The sequence below is a fragment of the Kitasatospora acidiphila genome (assembly GCF_006636205.1).
Classification (GTDB): domain Bacteria; phylum Actinomycetota; class Actinomycetes; order Streptomycetales; family Streptomycetaceae; genus Kitasatospora; species Kitasatospora acidiphila.
In genome coordinates, this window is record NZ_VIGB01000003.1 from 724444 (window position 1) to 740766 (window position 16323).

The 16323-nt window shown below is 73.2% G+C and carries 10 protein-coding genes and 2 pseudogenes; 4 read left to right on the forward strand and 8 right to left on the reverse strand.

From position 1 onward, the window contains the following. Positions 1–82: 82 nt before the first annotated feature. The gene (locus E6W39_RS04160) at positions 83–466 is read right to left on the reverse strand and encodes an MmcQ/YjbR family DNA-binding protein (protein ID WP_141637531.1); all 384 of its coding nucleotides are present in this window, start codon (positions 464–466) and stop codon (positions 83–85) included. A gap of 219 nt (positions 467–685) precedes the next feature. Between E6W39_RS04160 and E6W39_RS04165 the strand changes: the two genes are divergently transcribed. Genes E6W39_RS04165 through E6W39_RS04175 form a run of 3 tightly spaced genes read left to right on the forward strand, consistent with a single transcriptional unit; the run spans position 686 to position 4739 of the window. Then, a complete protein-coding gene (locus E6W39_RS04165; protein WP_141632314.1) occupies positions 686–2875 on the forward strand; it encodes an MMPL family transporter in 2190 nt (729 codons plus the stop codon). Between the two features lie 28 nt (positions 2876–2903). After that, positions 2904–4067, forward strand: coding sequence for a sensor histidine kinase (locus E6W39_RS04170; RefSeq protein ID WP_181799670.1), 1164 nt, complete (start codon positions 2904–2906; stop codon positions 4065–4067). Between the two features lie 3 nt (positions 4068–4070). Next, positions 4071–4739: a response regulator gene (locus tag E6W39_RS04175; protein ID WP_141632316.1), complete on the forward strand. Its 669-nt coding sequence runs from the start codon at positions 4071–4073 to the stop codon at positions 4737–4739. Between the two features lie 137 nt (positions 4740–4876). On the opposite strand, the gene E6W39_RS04180 is transcribed toward E6W39_RS04175, so the two are convergent. From E6W39_RS04180 to E6W39_RS04210, 7 genes and pseudogenes are all read right to left on the reverse strand, one after another. Then, on the reverse strand, positions 4877–5482 hold the full coding sequence (locus E6W39_RS04180; RefSeq protein ID WP_141632317.1) for an SGNH/GDSL hydrolase family protein: 606 nt from the start codon (positions 5480–5482) through the stop codon (positions 4877–4879). A 189-nt stretch (positions 5483–5671) separates the two neighbouring features. Next, positions 5672–6335, reverse strand: a pseudogene (locus E6W39_RS04185) (RNA-guided endonuclease InsQ/TnpB family protein); the annotation flags it as partial. 37 nt (positions 6336–6372) lie between these two features. Further along, positions 6373–6495, reverse strand: a pseudogene (locus tag E6W39_RS43965) (tautomerase family protein); the annotation flags it as partial. A 29-nt stretch (positions 6496–6524) separates the two neighbouring features. Further along, positions 6525–8012 (reverse strand): UbiD family decarboxylase, encoded by a 1488-nt coding sequence (locus E6W39_RS04195; protein WP_141632318.1) that lies wholly within the window; start codon positions 8010–8012, stop codon positions 6525–6527. Positions 8013–8106: 94 nt separating this feature from the next. Then, complete coding sequence (locus E6W39_RS04200; protein ID WP_141632319.1) at positions 8107–8673, reverse strand: UbiX family flavin prenyltransferase; 567 nt, start codon at positions 8671–8673, stop codon at positions 8107–8109. 64 nt (positions 8674–8737) lie between these two features. Next, positions 8738–10321, reverse strand: a complete 1584-nt coding sequence (locus E6W39_RS04205) for an AfsR/SARP family transcriptional regulator (RefSeq protein ID WP_181799091.1) — start codon at positions 10319–10321, stop codon at positions 8738–8740. A gap of 62 nt (positions 10322–10383) precedes the next feature. Beyond that, on the reverse strand, positions 10384–13647 hold the full coding sequence (locus tag E6W39_RS04210; RefSeq protein ID WP_228718608.1) for an ATP-binding protein: 3264 nt from the start codon (positions 13645–13647) through the stop codon (positions 10384–10386). Positions 13648–13821: 174 nt separating this feature from the next. On the opposite strand from E6W39_RS04210, the gene E6W39_RS42650 reads away from it, so the two are divergent. After that, positions 13822–16317 carry a SpoIIE family protein phosphatase gene (locus E6W39_RS42650; RefSeq protein ID WP_141632322.1) on the forward strand — a complete coding sequence of 832 codons (2496 nt, stop codon included), beginning with the start codon at positions 13822–13824 and terminating at the stop codon, positions 16315–16317. Positions 16318–16323 lie beyond the last annotated feature (6 nt).

Genomic DNA, 16323 nt, shown 5'->3' on the forward strand with positions numbered 1-16323 from the left:
ATTGCACACGTTACATGTCAGATGATCCAAGTACTCACCATCCCGCCCCTGACATGCCACGTCAAGCCCTCGGCAGGACCCGTCACTGCGCCTTGGGGCGGTGCTCCCCCGGCCAGTCGAGGGCCAGCCGCTGACGGCGCGGCAGCTGGGCGACGATCAGGTCGTAGGAGTCCTCGATCATCTCGTCGACCAGCCGCCGCGGCACCGAGCCGTCCAGCACCACGGTGTTCCAGTGCCGCTTGTTGAGGTGCCAGCCACCGGTGATCGCGGGGTACTCGGCGCGCAGCCGGACCGCCAACTCGGGATCGCACTTGAGGCTCACCCGCAACGGCGGCTCCCCGTCCAGCGCGCTGATCGCGAACATCTTCCCGCCGACCTTGAAGACCGAGGTCTCCGGGCCGAACGGGAAGGTCTCCTCGGCACCGTTGAAGGCCAGGCAGGCTGCTTTGAGTTCCTCGGGCGTCATCACCATGGTCACAGTCTGCCGATCACCGCCGACACCGGGCGCGGCCGCCCCGGCCCGGACACCTCCCCGGCCCCGGCCCGGACAGCTCCCCGGGCCCGCGTTCGCAGTAGACCGGTGCCCGCGTACCGCGAACGCAGCAGGCCAGGTGTCTGCGGGTGCCGGACGACGCAGCGGCCCCGATCGCGGAGTCTGGAATCGTTCCGAGATCCAGGAGGTTCGATGTCCGTCCTTGCCCGCTGGTGCCATCGGCACCGGCTCGTGACCGTGCTGCTCTGGCTGGGGCTGTTGGTGGGCCTCGGTGTGGTGTCCGGCAAGGTGGGCACCGCGTACAGCAACAGCCTGTCGCTGCCGTCCACCGAGTCCAGCAAGGCGATGGACCTGCTGAAGGCGAACATGCCGGCGGCCGCGGGTGACCAGGACACCGTGGTCTGGCACGTCAACGACGGGTCGGTGACCGATCCGGCGGTCAAGGACCGGATGGCGCAGACGCTGGACGCGATCGCGCACAGCCCCGGGGTCGCCTCGGTGTCCAGCCCGTACACGCCGCACGGCGCCGCGCAGGTGAGCCCGGACGGCCGCACCGCCTACGCCCAGGTGGTCTTCGACCAGGACGCCATGCACGTGGCCAAGGGCGACGCCGAGCAGGTGGTCAAGCTCGCCGAGCAGGCCCGCAGCTCGTCGCTGGACGTGCAGTTGGGCGGCGGGGCGATCGCCAAGACCGAGCAGAACATGGGCGGCACCAGTGAACTGGTCGGCGTCCTGGCCGCGTTGGCCATCCTGCTACTGATCTTCCGGTCCGCCTGGGCCGCCGTGCTGCCGGTGCTCACCGGGGCGGCCGGGGTCGGCGCCGGCGTGCTGAGCATCGGTCTGCTCAGCCACGGCCTGTCGCTGGCCGACACCGCGCCGACGCTGGCCTCGCTGGTCGGCCTCGGCGTCGGCATCGACTACGCGCTCTTCGTGGTCAACCGGCACCGCAAGGGTCTGATGTCGGGCCTGAGCGTGGAGGAGTCGGTGGTCCGGGCGCTGAACACCTCCGGCCGCGCCGTGGTGTTCGCCGGTGCCACCGTGGTGGTGGCGCTGCTCGGCATGCTGGTGCTGGGCATCGGCTTCCTGAACGGCATGGCGATCGGGGCCGCGGTCACCGTGGCGCTGACCGTGCTGGCCGCCACCACGCTGCTGCCCGCGCTGCTCGGCCTGCTGAAGCTGCGGGTGCTGAGCCGCCGTCAGCGCCGCCGGCTGGCGGACGGGGTGCATGACCAGGCCGGCGCCGGGGCGTTCGGCCGCTGGGCCGCGAAGGTGGAGGCGCGGCCGCTGGGCAAGGCCCTGGTCGCCCTGGCGCTGCTGGTCGCGGTGGCGCTGCCGGTCCTCTCCCTGCGGCTGGGCAGCTCGGACGCGGGCAACAACCCGAAGACCAGCACCACCCGGCAGGCCTACGACCTGATGGCGCAGGGCTTCGGGCCGGGCTCCAACGGGCCGCTGCTGCTGGTCGCGCAGACCGGCGGGCCGCAGGACCAGCAGGCGGTGGAGCACCTGGTCACCGAGCTGAAGTCGACGCCGGGCGTGGCCCGGGTGGCGGCGCTGCCGACCAAGCCGGGCCAGCAGGTCACCCCGATCAGCGTGGTGCCGACCAGCTCGCCGCAGTCCGCGCAGACCTCGGACCTGATCACCCACCTGCGCCACGACGTGATCCCGGCCGCCGAGCAGGGCACCGACCTGAAGGTGCTGGTCGGTGGTTCGACCGCGACGTCCGCGGACTTCGCGGACGTGCTCACCGGGAAGCTGCCGCTGTTCGTGGCGATCATCGTGGGTCTGGGCTGCCTGCTGATGATGATCGCCTTCCGCAGCCTGCTGGTGCCGCTGCTCGGTGCCGTGATGAACCTGCTGACCATGGGCGCGGCGTTCGGCGCGATCATCGCGGTCTTCCAGTGGGGCTGGGGATCGGAGGCGCTGGGTGCCGGCGCGGCCGGGCCGGTGGAGGCGTTCGCCCCCACGATGATCATCGCGATCCTGTTCGGCCTCTCGATGGACTACCAGGTCTTCCTGATCAGCCGGATGCACGAGGAGTGGCACCGCACCGGGGACAACCACCGGTCGGTGCGGGTGGGGCACGGCGAGACCGGGCTGGTGATCACGGCCGCCGCGGTGATCATGGGATCGGTGTTCGCCAGCTTCATCTTCGGCGGGCAGCGGATGATCGCGGAGTTCGGCCTGGGCCTCGCGGTGGCGGTGCTGCTGGACGTACTGCTGGTGCGCCTGGTGCTGGTGCCGGCGCTGATGCACCGGTTCGGGCGAGCCAACTGGTGGCTGCCGCGCTGGCTGGACCGGGTGCTGCCGCATGTGTCGGTGGAGGGCGAGCCGGACCCGGAGCCGGTGCGCACGCCCGAGCTGACCGTGGTCGGACGGCCCTGACCAGCACACCTAAGGTGGAGGGGTGGCGATGATCGAGCGGTTCCGGGGCTGGCTGCGGGTGCGGCCGGCGGCGAACGACGTCATCGCCACCCTCATCTGCCTGGCGATCGGCGTGCCGATCGCGCTGACCTCCGCCTATCAGCAGCACAAGTCGGTGTCGGTGACGATGCTGCTGCTGGCGGTCTCCTGCGTGCCGCTGCTGGTCCGCAGCCGCTGGCCGATCCCCGTGGCCGCGGCCACCGTGCTGATCTGCGAGCTCGGCTTCGCACTGTCCTCGGCGGTCGCCACCGCACCAGTCTCCGTGATCTTCGCACTCTACTGGGTTGCGGTGACCACCGACCGGGTGACCGCCTGGCGCACCGGCGGCGGCGCTGCGACGATCCTGCTGGTCTCCGGGCTGGCCTTCCGCCCCGGCGTGGACCGGTTGGCGGAGAACCTCGGGGTGCTCGGTTGGACCGGGGCCGCGGTGGCACTGGGCGACGCCCTGCGCAGCCGCCGCGAGCTGCTGGCCTCCTACCGGGAGCGGGCCGAGCGCGCCGAGCGCACCAAGGAGGCGGAGGCGCAGCGCCGGGTCACCGAGGAGCGGATCCGGATCGCCCGCGAGCTGCACGACGTGGTGGCCCATCACATCACCCTGGTCAACGCGCAGGCCGGGGTGGCGCACCATCTGATGCGCCGTGACCCGGAGCACGCCTACCAGGCGCTGGAGCGGATCCGCGACACCAGCCGGGCCGCGCTGGACGAGCTGCGCGCCACGGTGGGCCTGCTGCGCGGGCGGGACGACGGCGAGGAGCCGCGCGAGCCGACGCCCGGCCTGGCCGACCTGCCGGTGCTGCTGGATTCGTTCCGGCACGCCGGGTTGACCGTCGGCCTGGAGCGCACCGGCCCCGAGAGCGAGCTGCCGCAGCTGACCGAGCTGACCGCTTATCGGATCATCCAGGAGGCGCTGACCAACACTCACAAGCACGCCGAGGCCGGCGCCGCCGTGGTGCGGTTGGAGACCGGCGCCTCGGTGCTGAGCGTCACCGTCACCGACGACGGCAACGGCAGCGGTGGCGGGCCCGGAACCGGCCACGGCATGATCGGGATGCATGAGCGCGCCCGCTCCGCCGGCGGCACCCTGCACGCCGGTCCCCGCCCGGGCGGCGGCTTCCGGGTGCATGCCGAACTCCCCCTGCGACCCAAGGGCTGATCCATGACCATCCGCGTGCTGCTCGCCGACGACCAGGCCCTGCTGCGCGGCACCTTCCGGCTGCTGATCGACTCCACCGACGACCTGGAGGTGGTCGGCGAGGCCGGCACCGGCCGCCAGGCGGTGGCCATGACCCGGGCGCTGCGGCCCGACCTGGTGCTGATGGACATCCGGATGCCCGAGCTGGACGGGGTGGCCGCCACCCGGGAGATCACCGACGACCCGGTGCTGGCCGCGGTGAAGGTGCTGGTGCTGACCACCTTCGAGAACGACGAGTACGTGGCGGAGGCACTGCGGGCCGGCGCCGGCGGGTTCCTCGGCAAGGGCATCGACCCGGAGGAGCTGCTGACCGCGATCCGGGTGGTGGCGGCCGGTGACGCACTGCTCTCGCCGGCCGCCACCCGGGCGCTGATCGGGCGCTTCCTGGCCCAGCCGGCCGTGCCGGGCGGGGTGCCGGAGCGGCTCTCCTCGCTCACCGCCCGGGAGCTCGAGGTGGTCACCCTGGTCGCGGCGGGCCTGTCCAATGACGACATCGCCGGGCGGCTGTTCATCACTCCGCTCACCGCGAAGACCCATGTGAACCGGGCGATGGCCAAGCTGGACGCCCGGGACCGGGCCCAACTGGTGGTGATCGCCTACCAGTCGGGCCTGGTCCGGGCCGGCGGGAGCTGAGGGGCGCTCGGAGCCCGTGGTGCCGGGGCTCGTCGAGTCAGCGCTCGTCGAGTCCAGTCAGATCCCGTCGGGTCAGGGCTCGCCGAGTCCAGTCAGATCCCGTCGGGTCAGGGCTCGTCGCGTCAGTTCCCGTCGCGTCAGAGCTCGTCGAGCTCGCCCAGGCCCATCGCCTTCAGGCTGAGGTCGGCCATCCGGCGGTGACCGAGCGGGTTGGGGTGGGCCGGGTCGTCCAGCCAGCCGATCGGGTCGTCCGCGCCGAACTCGGCTCGCCAGTACGCCTCGTGGTCCACCAGCACGGCGCCGGTGTCGGCGGCGATCTCACGCACCGCCTGGCAGTAGGCGGGCTGCTCGGCACGCGCCGCCTGGCCGGCGATGCTGACCAGCACCGGGGTGTGCAGCACCAGCTGGGTGCCGGGGGTGCGGGCGATGATCTCCCGCATCGCGGTGCTGAACTCGTCCAGCCCGGCCAGGCCGGCCCGGGCGTCGTTGGTGCCCAGCGAGATGCTGAGCACGTCCGGGGCGAACCGGCCGATCAGGTGGTCGTAGTGGGCCAGCACGTCGGGGGCCCGCCAGCCGGAGACGCCGGTGTTGACCACGATGTCGGTGAGCCGGTCCAGCTGCCAGCGGATCCGCTCGTGGACGTGCTCGACCCAGCCGCGGGCGCCATGGGTGTGCAGCACCGCCTGGGTGATGCTGTCCCCCGCGAACACCCAGGTCATCGGCCGGTCGGACAGTTCGATCATGGTGGTTTCCCCCCGCTCGGTTCGAAGTCGGCGGTGATCTTAACCGGCGGGGGAAGCAGCCTGACCGGCGGGGGAGCCACCATGACACCCGGTCAGGACTCCAGGCTCAGCCAGGTCGTCTTGTACTGGGTGTAGTTCTCGAAGGCCTCCGGGCCGTTCTCGCGGCCGTAGCCGCTGGCCGTCGACGTCTCAGCCGCAGAGGGCTGAGCTTGCAGGTGGCGCCCAACTGGCTGGCGGGTGAGCTCCCACGTCCGGCCTCCGCCCTCGCGAGACGGAGACAGGGGCGGATGACTGCCGCCCCGCGTCCCACAGCATCGCCGCGCGGTGGGCGATATTGCGGGAAGCGTTCCGGTCGGCGTGCGCAACGACGCCACACGACCGGCATGCGAAGGTGGCCTGGTCAGGCCGGTTCTTCCTGTCAATGTAATGACACTCGGAGCATTCCTGGCTGGTGTACCTGGTCGACGAACACCATCGGGCCACCGGCGCCCTTGGCCTTGTAAGCAACGAACGAGCCGAGTTGAGCGAATGCCCAGGAGTGCAGGGTGACCCGTTGGGGCTTGCGGAGCCGTGCCCTGCGCCGAATGCCGGACAGGTCTTCCAGTCCGATCCCAGCACGGGTGCGTTCAGCCTCGGTCACGATGCGCTTGGAGATAACGTGGTTGGTGTCTTTGGCGCGGCGGGACTCCTTGCGCGCCAGGCGCTTGAGGACACGCTTGGCAGACTTGGTGCCCTTCTTCTGGAGCTTGGCGCGCAGGTCGCGCATGCGCTTGCGATGCCGATTCAAACCGCGCCCCGCCGCCCGGTAGCCCGTGGAGCACGTGGCGATGTTCTCGATGCCGAGGTCCACCCCGGAAGTAGTCTCCCGCCGCGAACGCCTCGAACGAGGTGTGCACGAATGACTCGGGGGCACCCGTCACCGTGGCATGGATCCGGGTCACCGCCCCCGCGATCTCGCGCTTCTGATCAGCCGTCAGACCATCAGCCGGAAACGCCACTGAGTACATGGGCATGGCTCTGCGTATTCCTTTCCGACAGACCGTCAGCGGTAGCCGTAGGACTGCCAGTTGTCCAGCACGTACTGCTGGAGATCAGCCGGCCAGTTGTGGGCGAAGTCCGAGGCCACCGGGCGCTCGCCGACCGGGAAGCGGTCCGCCAGCAGGCAGTTGTAGACCACCTTGGTAGCGTGGTAGCTGAGCCGCTCGTGCTCGTCCAGGTAGATCGGGATGATGTTCTGCGACTGGTTGGGGAAGTGCGCCTCGCCGTGCTCCGGGTGCGAGCGGCTGGCGAACGCCCAGATCAGCTGGTTCGGGTCGGCGATGTCGAAGTCGTGCTCGACCAGCAGCAGCTTGGGCACGCCGAAGGCCAACTTGCCGGCGCCGAACACCACTTCGCCGACCCGCTGGGCCATCTCCTGCGAGCTCAGACCGGAGCGCTCGTGCCAGTCCGGAGTGACCGCCACCACCCACCAGTGGCAGGCCGACTCCAGCACACCCCAGCAGGCCGAGACCGGCAGTTCGGCCTGGCGCAGCACGTGCATCATCTCGGCGGCGTGCGGCAGGCCCCAGCCGGTGTGGTCCTCCTCGACCGGCGCGCCCGCCACGGCCACCGGCAGGATCGGGTCATTGCGGTGGGTCACGGCGGTGACGTGCAGCACCGGCTTGGGCGAGTGGCTGCCCCGGTCCAGGTAACCGGGGTACTCCCCCATCGGGCCCTCCTCCACGGTGTCGGTGAGCGAGACATAGCCCTCGATCACGATCTCCGCGGTGGCCGGCACCAGCAGGTCGACGGTCTCCGCCTGCACCATCTCCAGCGGCTCGCCGAAGTAGGCGCCCATGAAGTGCGACTCGTCCTCGCCCTCCGGGATCGGCATCCCGCCGACGAACGGCAGGCCCGGCTCGACGCCCAGCGCCACCGCGATCGGCATCGGCTCGCCCTGCCGCTCCCAGAGCGCCCGGATGATGCCCAGGTGCTGCGGCGGCGGGATCAGGCACGCCAGCCGGTTGCGGTCGACCAGCATCATCCGGTTGATCGACCAGTTGGTCCAGGAACCGTCCGGAGTGCGGACGATGTTCATGCCGAAGGACTGGATGTAGCGGCCGCCGTCGCCGTCGTGGATCAGCGGGGTGGGGAACTTCAGCAGGTCGACCTCGTCGCCCTTCATGATGTTCTCCTTGCAGGGGCCGGTCGCCAGCACCTTCGGCGGGATCGGCTCGCGCTGCCGGGCGTCGGCCAGCGCCGTGACGATGTCGGCGCCCTTGGCGTCGGCCGGCAGGCCCAGGGCCAGTGCGATCCGGCTGTAGGCCAGCCCCGGCTGAGCGGACAGGCCGGCGGGTGCGGAGAGCACCCGGAAGCCCTTGTCGATCCCCTTGATGGTGTTGAACAGCGGTGCCGGAGCCCGCAGTTCATAGGAGCGACGGGCGACGGCGCCGATCTCCAGGTTCCAGTCGACCTCCTTGTCGATCTCCTGGACTTCGCCGATCTTGGCCAGCTCCTCGATGAACTCGCGCAGGCTCTTCAGGTGTTTCAACGGTTCGGCCTCTCACCACAAGTCGTGCACAACAGGTCGTACTTGAACGTCGTGCTTGAAGGGTCGTGCTTGAAGGGTCGTGCTTGAAGGTCGGTTACTCGCCCCAGCGCGGCAGGTCCGGGACGTCCACACCGAGCAGGTCGAGTGCGCGGCCCGCGGTGTGCTCGACGATCTCGTCGACCGTGCGCGGGCGCAGGTAGAAGGCGGGCACCGGCGGCATCACGATGCCGCCGCACTCGGTGACGGCGGTCATCGCCCGCAGATGGCCCAGGGTCAGCGGGGTCTCCCGGACCAGCAGCACCAGGCGGCGGCGCTCCTTGAGGGTGACGTCCGCGGCCCGGGTCAGCAGGTTGTCCCCGTTGGAGTGGGCGATCGCCGACAGGGTCCGGATCGAGCAGGGCGCCACGATCATCCCGGCGGTGCGGAACGAGCCGGAGGCGATCGCGGCGCCGATGTCGGCCGGCCGGTACACCACGTCGGCCATCGCCGCCAGGTCACGGGCCGTCAGGTCGGTCTCGTGGGCGCGGGTCTGCTGCCCGGCCGGGGTGACCACCAGATGGGTCTCCAGCCCGGCTTTGCGGGCCAGTTCCAGCACTCTCGTCCCGTACACCAACCCGGTCGCGCCGCTGATCCCCACCACAAGACGACGGGTTCCGTCCATCACTCCACCTTCCAGTTCCGGCAGTGACCGTACGGGCGGGCGACAACGCGGGCCTATCGCGGCACTATCGCGCGGCGTCGGCCGGCCGACCGGCACTCCGGCCCTGCGTCAGCAGCCGGTTGAGGTGCGCGGTGTCGGCCGCCAGGGCCTCCAAGGAGAGCTGCGGCATGGTCGCCGCGTCGGCCGCGACCACCGCCAGTGCCAGCGGCAGCCGTCCGCACCGCTCCACCAGCCGGGCCAGCGCGGCCTCCTGACCGCTGGTGCGGGCCGCGCCCAGCCGGTGCACCAGCAACTCCCGGGCCCCGTCCGGGCTGAGCCGTTCCAGCGGCAGCGGCTCGGCGCCGTCCGCCACCACCAGCGCCGCCAACGGCTGCCGGCTGGTCACCACGGTGCGGCAGTTGGTGCCGGGCGGCAGCAGCGGCCGCACCTGCTCGGCGTCCCGGGCGTCGTCGAAGACGAAGAGCAGCCGGCGCCCGGCCACCGTGCTGCGGTAGAGCGCCGTGCGGCCCTCGAAGGTGGCCGGCTGGCGGTCCGACGGCACCCCCAGGCAGTCCAGCAGCACACTGACCGCGCGCCGCGGATCGACCGGGCCGTCCGCGGCATGCCCCTTGAGGTCGACGAACAGCTGGCCGTCCGGGAACCGGTCGGCCGCGTGGTGCGCCCAGGCCAGCGCCAGGGTGGTCTTGCCGACCCCGGCCGGTCCGGTCAGCAGCGCCACCTGGCAGTCGGTGGCGGGGGCCAGCAGCCGGCCCAGCTCCTTGGACTCCGCCTCCCGGCCGACCAGCAGCCGCGGCGCCCTGGGCAGTTGGCGCGGCGGCGGCTCGAACCGCGCCGCTGCCACCGGGCCGGCCGCACCGGCCGGCAGCCGCTGCGCCGAGCGCCAGACCTCGAGCACGGCGCCTGCGGCGGCGTCCCGCAGGATCAACTCATGGGCCGTCTGTAGTGGTTGGGACGGTCCGACGCCCAACTCCGCACGCAGCAGCCCGCAGAACCGGTGGTAGTCGGCCAGCGCCTCGGCCCGCTGCCCGGCGGAGTGCAGCGCGACCAGCTTGCGCAACTGCAAGGGCTCCCGCAGCGGGTGCCGGATGAGCAGCTCGGCCAGCCACTGCGCCGCCTGGTCGAACCGGGCCGCGCCCAGCGCCGCGTCGATCCGCAACTCCTCCAGGCGCAGCTGCAACCCGCTCAACGGCGGTACGTGCTCCGCCCGCAGCCGGTCGAAGGGCACGTCCTGCAGGGGCTCGCCACGCCACAACTCCATCGCCTGGCCAGCTAGTTCCAACGCCATCGGCCAGTCACCGGCGGTCACCGCACGGCGCGCCCGCTGCTCCAGCGCGCCCGCCTGAAGATGGTCGGCCTCGTCGGCGGCGCGCAGCTCCAGCCGGTAGCCGCCGGCCTCGGTGCGCACTCGGGCGGCCAGCTCCGGGCCCAGCTGCCTGCGCAGCCTGGTCACGTAGTTGAGCACGGCGGCCCTGGCGCTGGGCGGGGCGGCGCCGTCCCAGAGCATGTCGATCAGGGTGTCCATGGTGACGTGCTGGTTCGGCCGCACCAGCAGGCAGGCCAGCAGCGCCCGCTGCTTGGCCGCCGGGACGACGTGTGACCGACCGTCGCCATCGCTCAACTCGATCGGCCCCAACAGCCCGAAGCGCATTGCCCTGGTCCCCCGCCCTACCCGCATTCTGCCCGCCGCCCGCTGCCATCGTCCAGCGTCCCTCAGTCCGCTGACCGGCCACGGACCGGACGCTGACCTGACGCTGACAGGGGGCCGGCGGCGGCCTCGTCGGCGCGCCCGGGCGCTGTGGCAGGCCCGGGTGCGGCGGCGGCCTCGGGTGCGGGGGTGGCGAGTGCGGAGACGGCGTCCAGGTCGAGGGCGGCTCCGCGGTGGTAGGCGGCTTCGAAGGCTTCATCGCCCAGGTGGCCGCGCAGGTCGGCGGTCGGCCCTGCCGGGTCGGGGTCGGCGGCGATGCCGAACAGCGTGGCGGCGAGTGCGAAGTCCCGGTTGGCGCCGGCACGGTCGGCCAGGATCCGCAGGGCGGCCCGCCGGTCGGGGGCGTCGGTGGCGGCCATGGTGAGGTCCACGGCCTGCCGCAGGTTGTCCCGGGCCCCGGCCACCTCGCCCTGGCGCAGCATCGCACCGGCGATCCGGGAGAGCATCGCCGGCAGCAGCGCGGCGCCGGCGCCCTGTGCCAGGGCCCGGCGCAGCTGCCCGAAGCGACGCTGCGCCTCGGCGGAGTCCCCGGAGCGGTTGGCCAGTTCGACCAGGCCTCCGGTGGCCCAGACGGCAGCCAGCTGGTCCGTGGAGTGTTCCGCCAGCGCCAGCGCCCTGGTCAGTTCGGCCTGGGCGGCAGCGGGCTCGCCGGCCCGGACCAGTTCGTAGCCGAGCTGTGCGACCACCACCGGCACATGCTGGTCCATGCCGAGCTCGGCCAGGCAGGCCAGCGCCTCCCGGTAGCAGGCGGCGGCGGTGGCCGGTTCGCCGATGATGGACGCCAGCGACTGGGCGCCCAGGTAGCGGCCCCATCGATCACCGAGCACCGCGAAGATGTCCCGGGCCCGCGCGACGTCCGACCGCGCTTGGTCCAGCTCGTTCTCGCCGACCAGCACCAGGCCGCGGAGCATGAGCGCCAACGCCTCTGTCCACGGCTCCGCTTCGGGCATCACCGCGGTCAGCTCCTGCCGGGCCCGGGCCCGGTCGTGCGCCAGCAGCGCATCGATCGGTGCCAGGAAGACGAGCACCGGGTGCGCCCCGCGCTCCGCCCGGTCGGCATGCTCGCGGGCCCGCGCCACGGCCCGGCGGCCGAGCTCCGGGGCGCCGCCCGCGAAGGCCGAGGAGAGCACCAGGGCGTGCGCCGTAGCGATCACGGTGCGCTCGGTGGGCAGCCCGGCGCCGGGCAGCGCCAGCACCCGGTCCACCAACTGGTAGTCGTAGCGGGCCCCTTGGACCAGCCACGGCCACATCAGCGCGGCGCACAGCCGCAGCGCGGTCCCGTGCTGCCCGGCGTCCAGTGAACGGCGCAGCGCCGCGAAGAGGTTGGGGTGTTCGGCGCGCAACCGGGCCAGCCAGGGCAGCTGTTCGCCGGTGCGCAGCCGCGGTTCGGCGGCCTGCGCGAAGGCCGTCCAGTGCAGCGCGTGGGCCCGCTGGAGCTGCTCGGTCTCGCCGGTCTCGGCCAGTCGCTCGGCGCAGTAGGCACGGATGGTGTCGAGCATCCGGTACCGGGTGCCGGTGCCGGGCACGGCCGGCTCGCCGACCTCCACCAGCGACTTGTCGACCAGCGCCGCCAGGGTGTCGAGCACCGCGGCGCGCGGCAGTTCGGGACCGGTGCCGCAGAGCTGCTCGATGTCCTCCAGCGTGGCGCCGCCGGCGAAGACGGTGAGGCGGCGGGCCAGCATCCGCTGCGGCTGCTCCAGCATCGACCAGCTCCAGTCGACCACCGCGCGCAGCGTCTGGTGGCGGGCGGGGGCGGTGCGGTCGGAGTTGGCGAGCAGCTGGAACCGGTCGTCGAGGCGCCGGGCCAGCTCCTGCGGGTCAAGGATCCGGATCCGGGCCGCGGCCAGTTCGATGGCCAGTGGCAGGCCGTCGAGGCGGCGGCAGATCTCGATCACGGCCGGTGCGGATTCGGGGCCGAGGCTGAAGCCGGGCCGGACGGCGGCGGCCCGGTCCAGGAAGAGCCGCACGGCCGGGTAGCCGGGCGCGTCGGCGGTCGGGCTGCCGGGCGCGGGCAGGCCCAGTGGCGGCAGCGGGAACTGCTGCTCGCCGGTGAGCCCCAGCACCTCCCGACTGGTGGCCAGGATCCGCAGCTCGGGGCAGTCGGCCAGCAGCCGCCCGGCCAGCAGCGCGACGGCCGCGGCCAGGTGCTCGCAGTTGTCGAGCACCAGCAGCACGGGCCGGGGGCGCAGGGCGGCGACGATCCGCTCGGCGATGCCGCCGGCGGACGCGGTGCCGGTGTCGGCCAGGGCGGGCTGGAGCTGCTCCTGGGGGCCGACGGTGACCAGGACGGTCTGGGCCACGTAGCCGGGGTCGGCGACTGCGGCCAGGTCGACGAACCAGGCTTCGCCGAACGGCTGCTCGGGGTGCCGGGCGAGCAGTTCCCGGACGAACCTGGTCTTGCCGGCGCCGCCGGGGCCGAGCACGGTGACCAGCCGGGCCGTGGTCAGCAGCCGGTACACCTGCCGCAGCTCCGCCGCGCGGCCGACGAAGCTGCTGCTGCCGGCGGGTATCGCGGGGCGGGGCGCCGGGGCGGTCGCGGCCGGTCGGGGCTGCGGGATCCGGCGCAGCACGTCGAGCTGGACGGCGGCCAGTTCGGCGGACGGTTCCACGCCGAGCTGCTCGGCCAGCTCGGTTCGTACCCGCTGGTAGACGGCGAGTGCCTCGGCCTGCCGGCCGGTCGCCTGCAGTGCGCGCATCAGCTGACCTTGCAGGCGCTCCCGCCAGGGGTGCGCGGCGGCCAGCTGCTCCAGCTCGGGGAGCAGGGCGGCGGCCCGGCCGAGCGCCAGTTCGGCGTCGTGGCGGTCCTCGGCGGCGAGCAGCCGGGTGGCGGCCAGCCGGTCGGCGGCGGGGGCGGCGAACGGCGCCTCACCCAGTCCGGTGAGCGCGGCTGCCCCGCGCCACAGCCGGTCGGCGGCGCGCAGCAGCTCGGCCGCCTGCGCGGTGTGCCCGGCGGCGAGGGCGGCCCGGCCCTGCTCGGCCAGCCGCTGGAAGCGCAGGGCGTCCACCGCGTCCGGCTCGAACGCCAGCCGGTAGCCGCCGGCCTCCAGGTGCAGCGCGTCCGGCTCGCCGGCGCTCGCCAGTACGCGGCGCAGCCGGGAGACCCGGCGCTGCAGCGCGTTGGCCGCCCCGGCGGGCAGCTCGGCGCCCCACAGGTCGTCCACCAGTGCCTCGGCGGTCACCGCCTGCCCCGCCACCAGTGCCAGCCGGGCCAGCAGCGCACGCAGCGTGGCACTGCCGATCTCGATCGATCTGCCGCCGCCGGTTTGCACGGCCAACGGCCCAAGGAGGTCAATCCGCACAATGATCATTGTGGCATCAAGCGGCCATCGGCCGTGCGGTGTACGGGATCTGACGAACGCCCAGGTCAGCACCCACCCCAAGGGGCGAAGGGGGTGCCCGGCTCTGCTGTTGACACCTCTGGCGCCCCGGGTTAGAGAGGGAGGGTGCGCCAGGACACACCGGTCGGCGGTGAGAGGGCGAGGCGCACCGGGCCAGGCCCGGGCGGCGTCGACCCTTCGCGCGCCGAACTGGTGACCGGTTGCCTGCGCAAGGCCGTGCTCTCCACCGAGGCGTACGGCTGCCTGCTCTACCTCGCCTCCGCCGACCGGCGATTCTTGCAGCTCAGCGCGGTCGCCGGGGTGCCGGCCTCGCTGCTGAGCGGGTTCGCCCGGCTGCCCGTACCGGCCGCGCACCCGGTGCCGGCGGCGTTCCGCAGCGGCCGCACGGTGACGCTGGGCGGTCCCGAGGAGACCATGCGGCGGTTCCCGGAGCTCCTGATGGGGCTGCCGTACGCGTTCGCCTCGGTCTCGGTGCCGGTGATCGGTGCCGGGCAGACCTTCGGGGCGCTGTTCGCGCTCTGGCCGACTGCCACGCGCGGGGTGCCGGCGACGGCCCGGCGGCACCTGCGGACGCTGGCCAACCGTCTCGGCTCGGGCCTGGCCGCGCTGGCCGAGCAGGGGGAACCGGAGATCGCCGAGGGCGAGCCGCTGCTGGTCGACCTGCCGGAGCCCGCCGGGGTCGCGACCTCGGTGGGGCTCTTCGATTGGGATCTGGCCGCCGATGCGTTCGACGCCGACGACTCGGCCCGGGTCATCCTCCACCTGCCGCCGGACCGGGAGTCGACCTGGGCGGACCTGGCCGACCGGGTGCATCCGGCCGACCTGGCCGCGCTGCGCGCCGCCGTACGGCCGTTGTGGGCCACGCCGGGGCCCCGACAGGGGCCGCTGGCGATGCGGCTGCGGCTGACGCCGGCCGAGCCGGACGGACGCGCCGGGGAGGTGCGGCTGTGGGCCTGGCCGGCGACGGGGGCGCCGGACCACCTGGTCGGCGCGGTGTCCCCAGCGGTCGGCTCGGCGGCGGCGGGCGCGGTGGAGCGGCTGCCGCAGGGGGTGTTCGCCCTGGATCCGGACGGCTGGCTCAGCTATCTCAACCGGGCCGGCGAACTGCTGCTAGGCGCCGGACGGGACGAGTTGCTGGGCTGTCAGCCGTGGGAGGCGCTGCCGTGGCTGGCCGATCCCGGCTATCCGGACCGCTACCGGGCGGCGATGCTCTCCCAGACCGCGGTCTCGTTCCTGGCCTGCCGCCCGCCCGAGCACTGGCTGGCCTTCTCGCTCTACCCGGACGCGCACGGGGTGACCGGCACGGTGGTGCCGGCGGCCGCACCGGCCCGCAGCGCGGGGCCGGGCCGGCCGGTGGCGGTGGCGGGTCGGCCGCCGGCCGTGCCGACCGAGCCCGGGGCGATCTACCACCTGATGCAGCTGGCCAGCCTGCTCACCCAGGCGGTCACGGTGCGCGAGGTCTGCGCCACGGTGGCCGAGCAGATCCTGCCGGCGTTCGGCGGGCAGCAGCTGGCGCTCTACGTGGTGCGGGAGAACCGGCTGCACCTGGAGCTGCAGACCGGCTATCCGGACGGTTTCCTGGACCGCTTCGAGGGCACCGAGCTGCGGGCCCGGCTGCCCGGGGTGGACGCCCTGATCAGCGGCTCGCCGATCTTCTTCGAGACGGCCGAGGAGCTGGCCGCGGCCTATCCGGGGATCCCGCTGGACGACCGCGCGGCCTGGGCCTTCCTGCCGCTGATCGCCTCCGGACGTCCGGTCGGCAGCTGCATCCTGGGTTTCCAGGAGGCCCGCCGGTTCACCGCCGAGGAGCGCGGGGTGCTGACGGCGCTGGGCGGGCTGATCGCCCAGGCGCTGGAGCGGGCCCGTCTCTACGACACCGAGTTCGCGCTGGCCCGCGGTCTGCAGCACGCGCTGCTGCCGCACCGGCTGCCCTCGCTCCCCGGGTTGGCGGTGGCCACCCGCTATCTGCCCGGCACCAGCGGCATGGAGATCGGCGGCGACTGGTACGACGTGCTGACGACCGGCCCGGGCCTGACCCTGGTGATCGGGGACGTCGAGGGGCACAGCGTGGCGGCGGCCGCGACGATGGGTCAACTCCGCAGTGTGGTACGGGCGTTCACCAGCAGTTCGGACCGTCCGCAGGATGTGCTGGCGCGCACCAACCAGCTGCTGATGGAGCTGGACCCGGGGCTGCTGGCGAGTTGCCTGCTGGTGCGACTGGGCCCGGGGGACGGGCCGGCCCTGCTGGTGCGGGCCGGCCATGTGCCGCCGCTGCTGCGGCATCCGGACGGGCGGACCGAGGTGCTGGAGCTGCCGGGCGGGCCGCTGCTCGGGGTGGCCACGCCGGCCGACTTCCCGGCCGTCCCGGTGTGGCTGCCGGTCGGCTCGGTGCTCGCCCTCTACACGGACGGCCTGGTGGAGGAGCCCGGCATCGGCGTCGACCCGGGCATCGCGCGGTTGCGGGACACCCTGGCCGAGGCGGACCCGACGGATCTCGAACTGCTGGCCGACCGGCTGCTGTCCGCCGCCCACCGCTCCCCGAACCGGCCGGACGACGTGGCGCTGCTGCTGGCCCGCCGGGAGCCGGAGCCCCTGGCCTGACCGGCC

Excerpts from the sequence above, each read along its gene's own strand:
- E6W39_RS04160 (WP_141637531.1), bottom strand. The coding sequence starts at position 466 with ATGACGCCCGAGGAACTCAAAGCAGCCTGCCTGGCCTTCAACGGTGCC.
- E6W39_RS04165 (WP_141632314.1), top strand. The coding sequence starts at position 686 with ATGTCCGTCCTTGCCCGCTGGTGCCATCGGCACCGGCTCGTGACCGTG.
- E6W39_RS04170 (WP_181799670.1), top strand. The coding sequence starts at position 2,904 with ATGATCGAGCGGTTCCGGGGCTGGCTGCGGGTGCGGCCGGCGGCGAAC.
- E6W39_RS04175 (WP_141632316.1), top strand. The coding sequence starts at position 4,071 with ATGACCATCCGCGTGCTGCTCGCCGACGACCAGGCCCTGCTGCGCGGC.
- E6W39_RS04180 (WP_141632317.1), bottom strand. The coding sequence starts at position 5,482 with ATGATCGAACTGTCCGACCGGCCGATGACCTGGGTGTTCGCGGGGGAC.
- E6W39_RS04200 (WP_141632319.1), bottom strand. The coding sequence starts at position 8,673 with ATGGACGGAACCCGTCGTCTTGTGGTGGGGATCAGCGGCGCGACCGGG.
- E6W39_RS04205 (WP_181799091.1), bottom strand. The coding sequence starts at position 10,321 with ATGCGCTTCGGGCTGTTGGGGCCGATCGAGTTGAGCGATGGCGACGGT.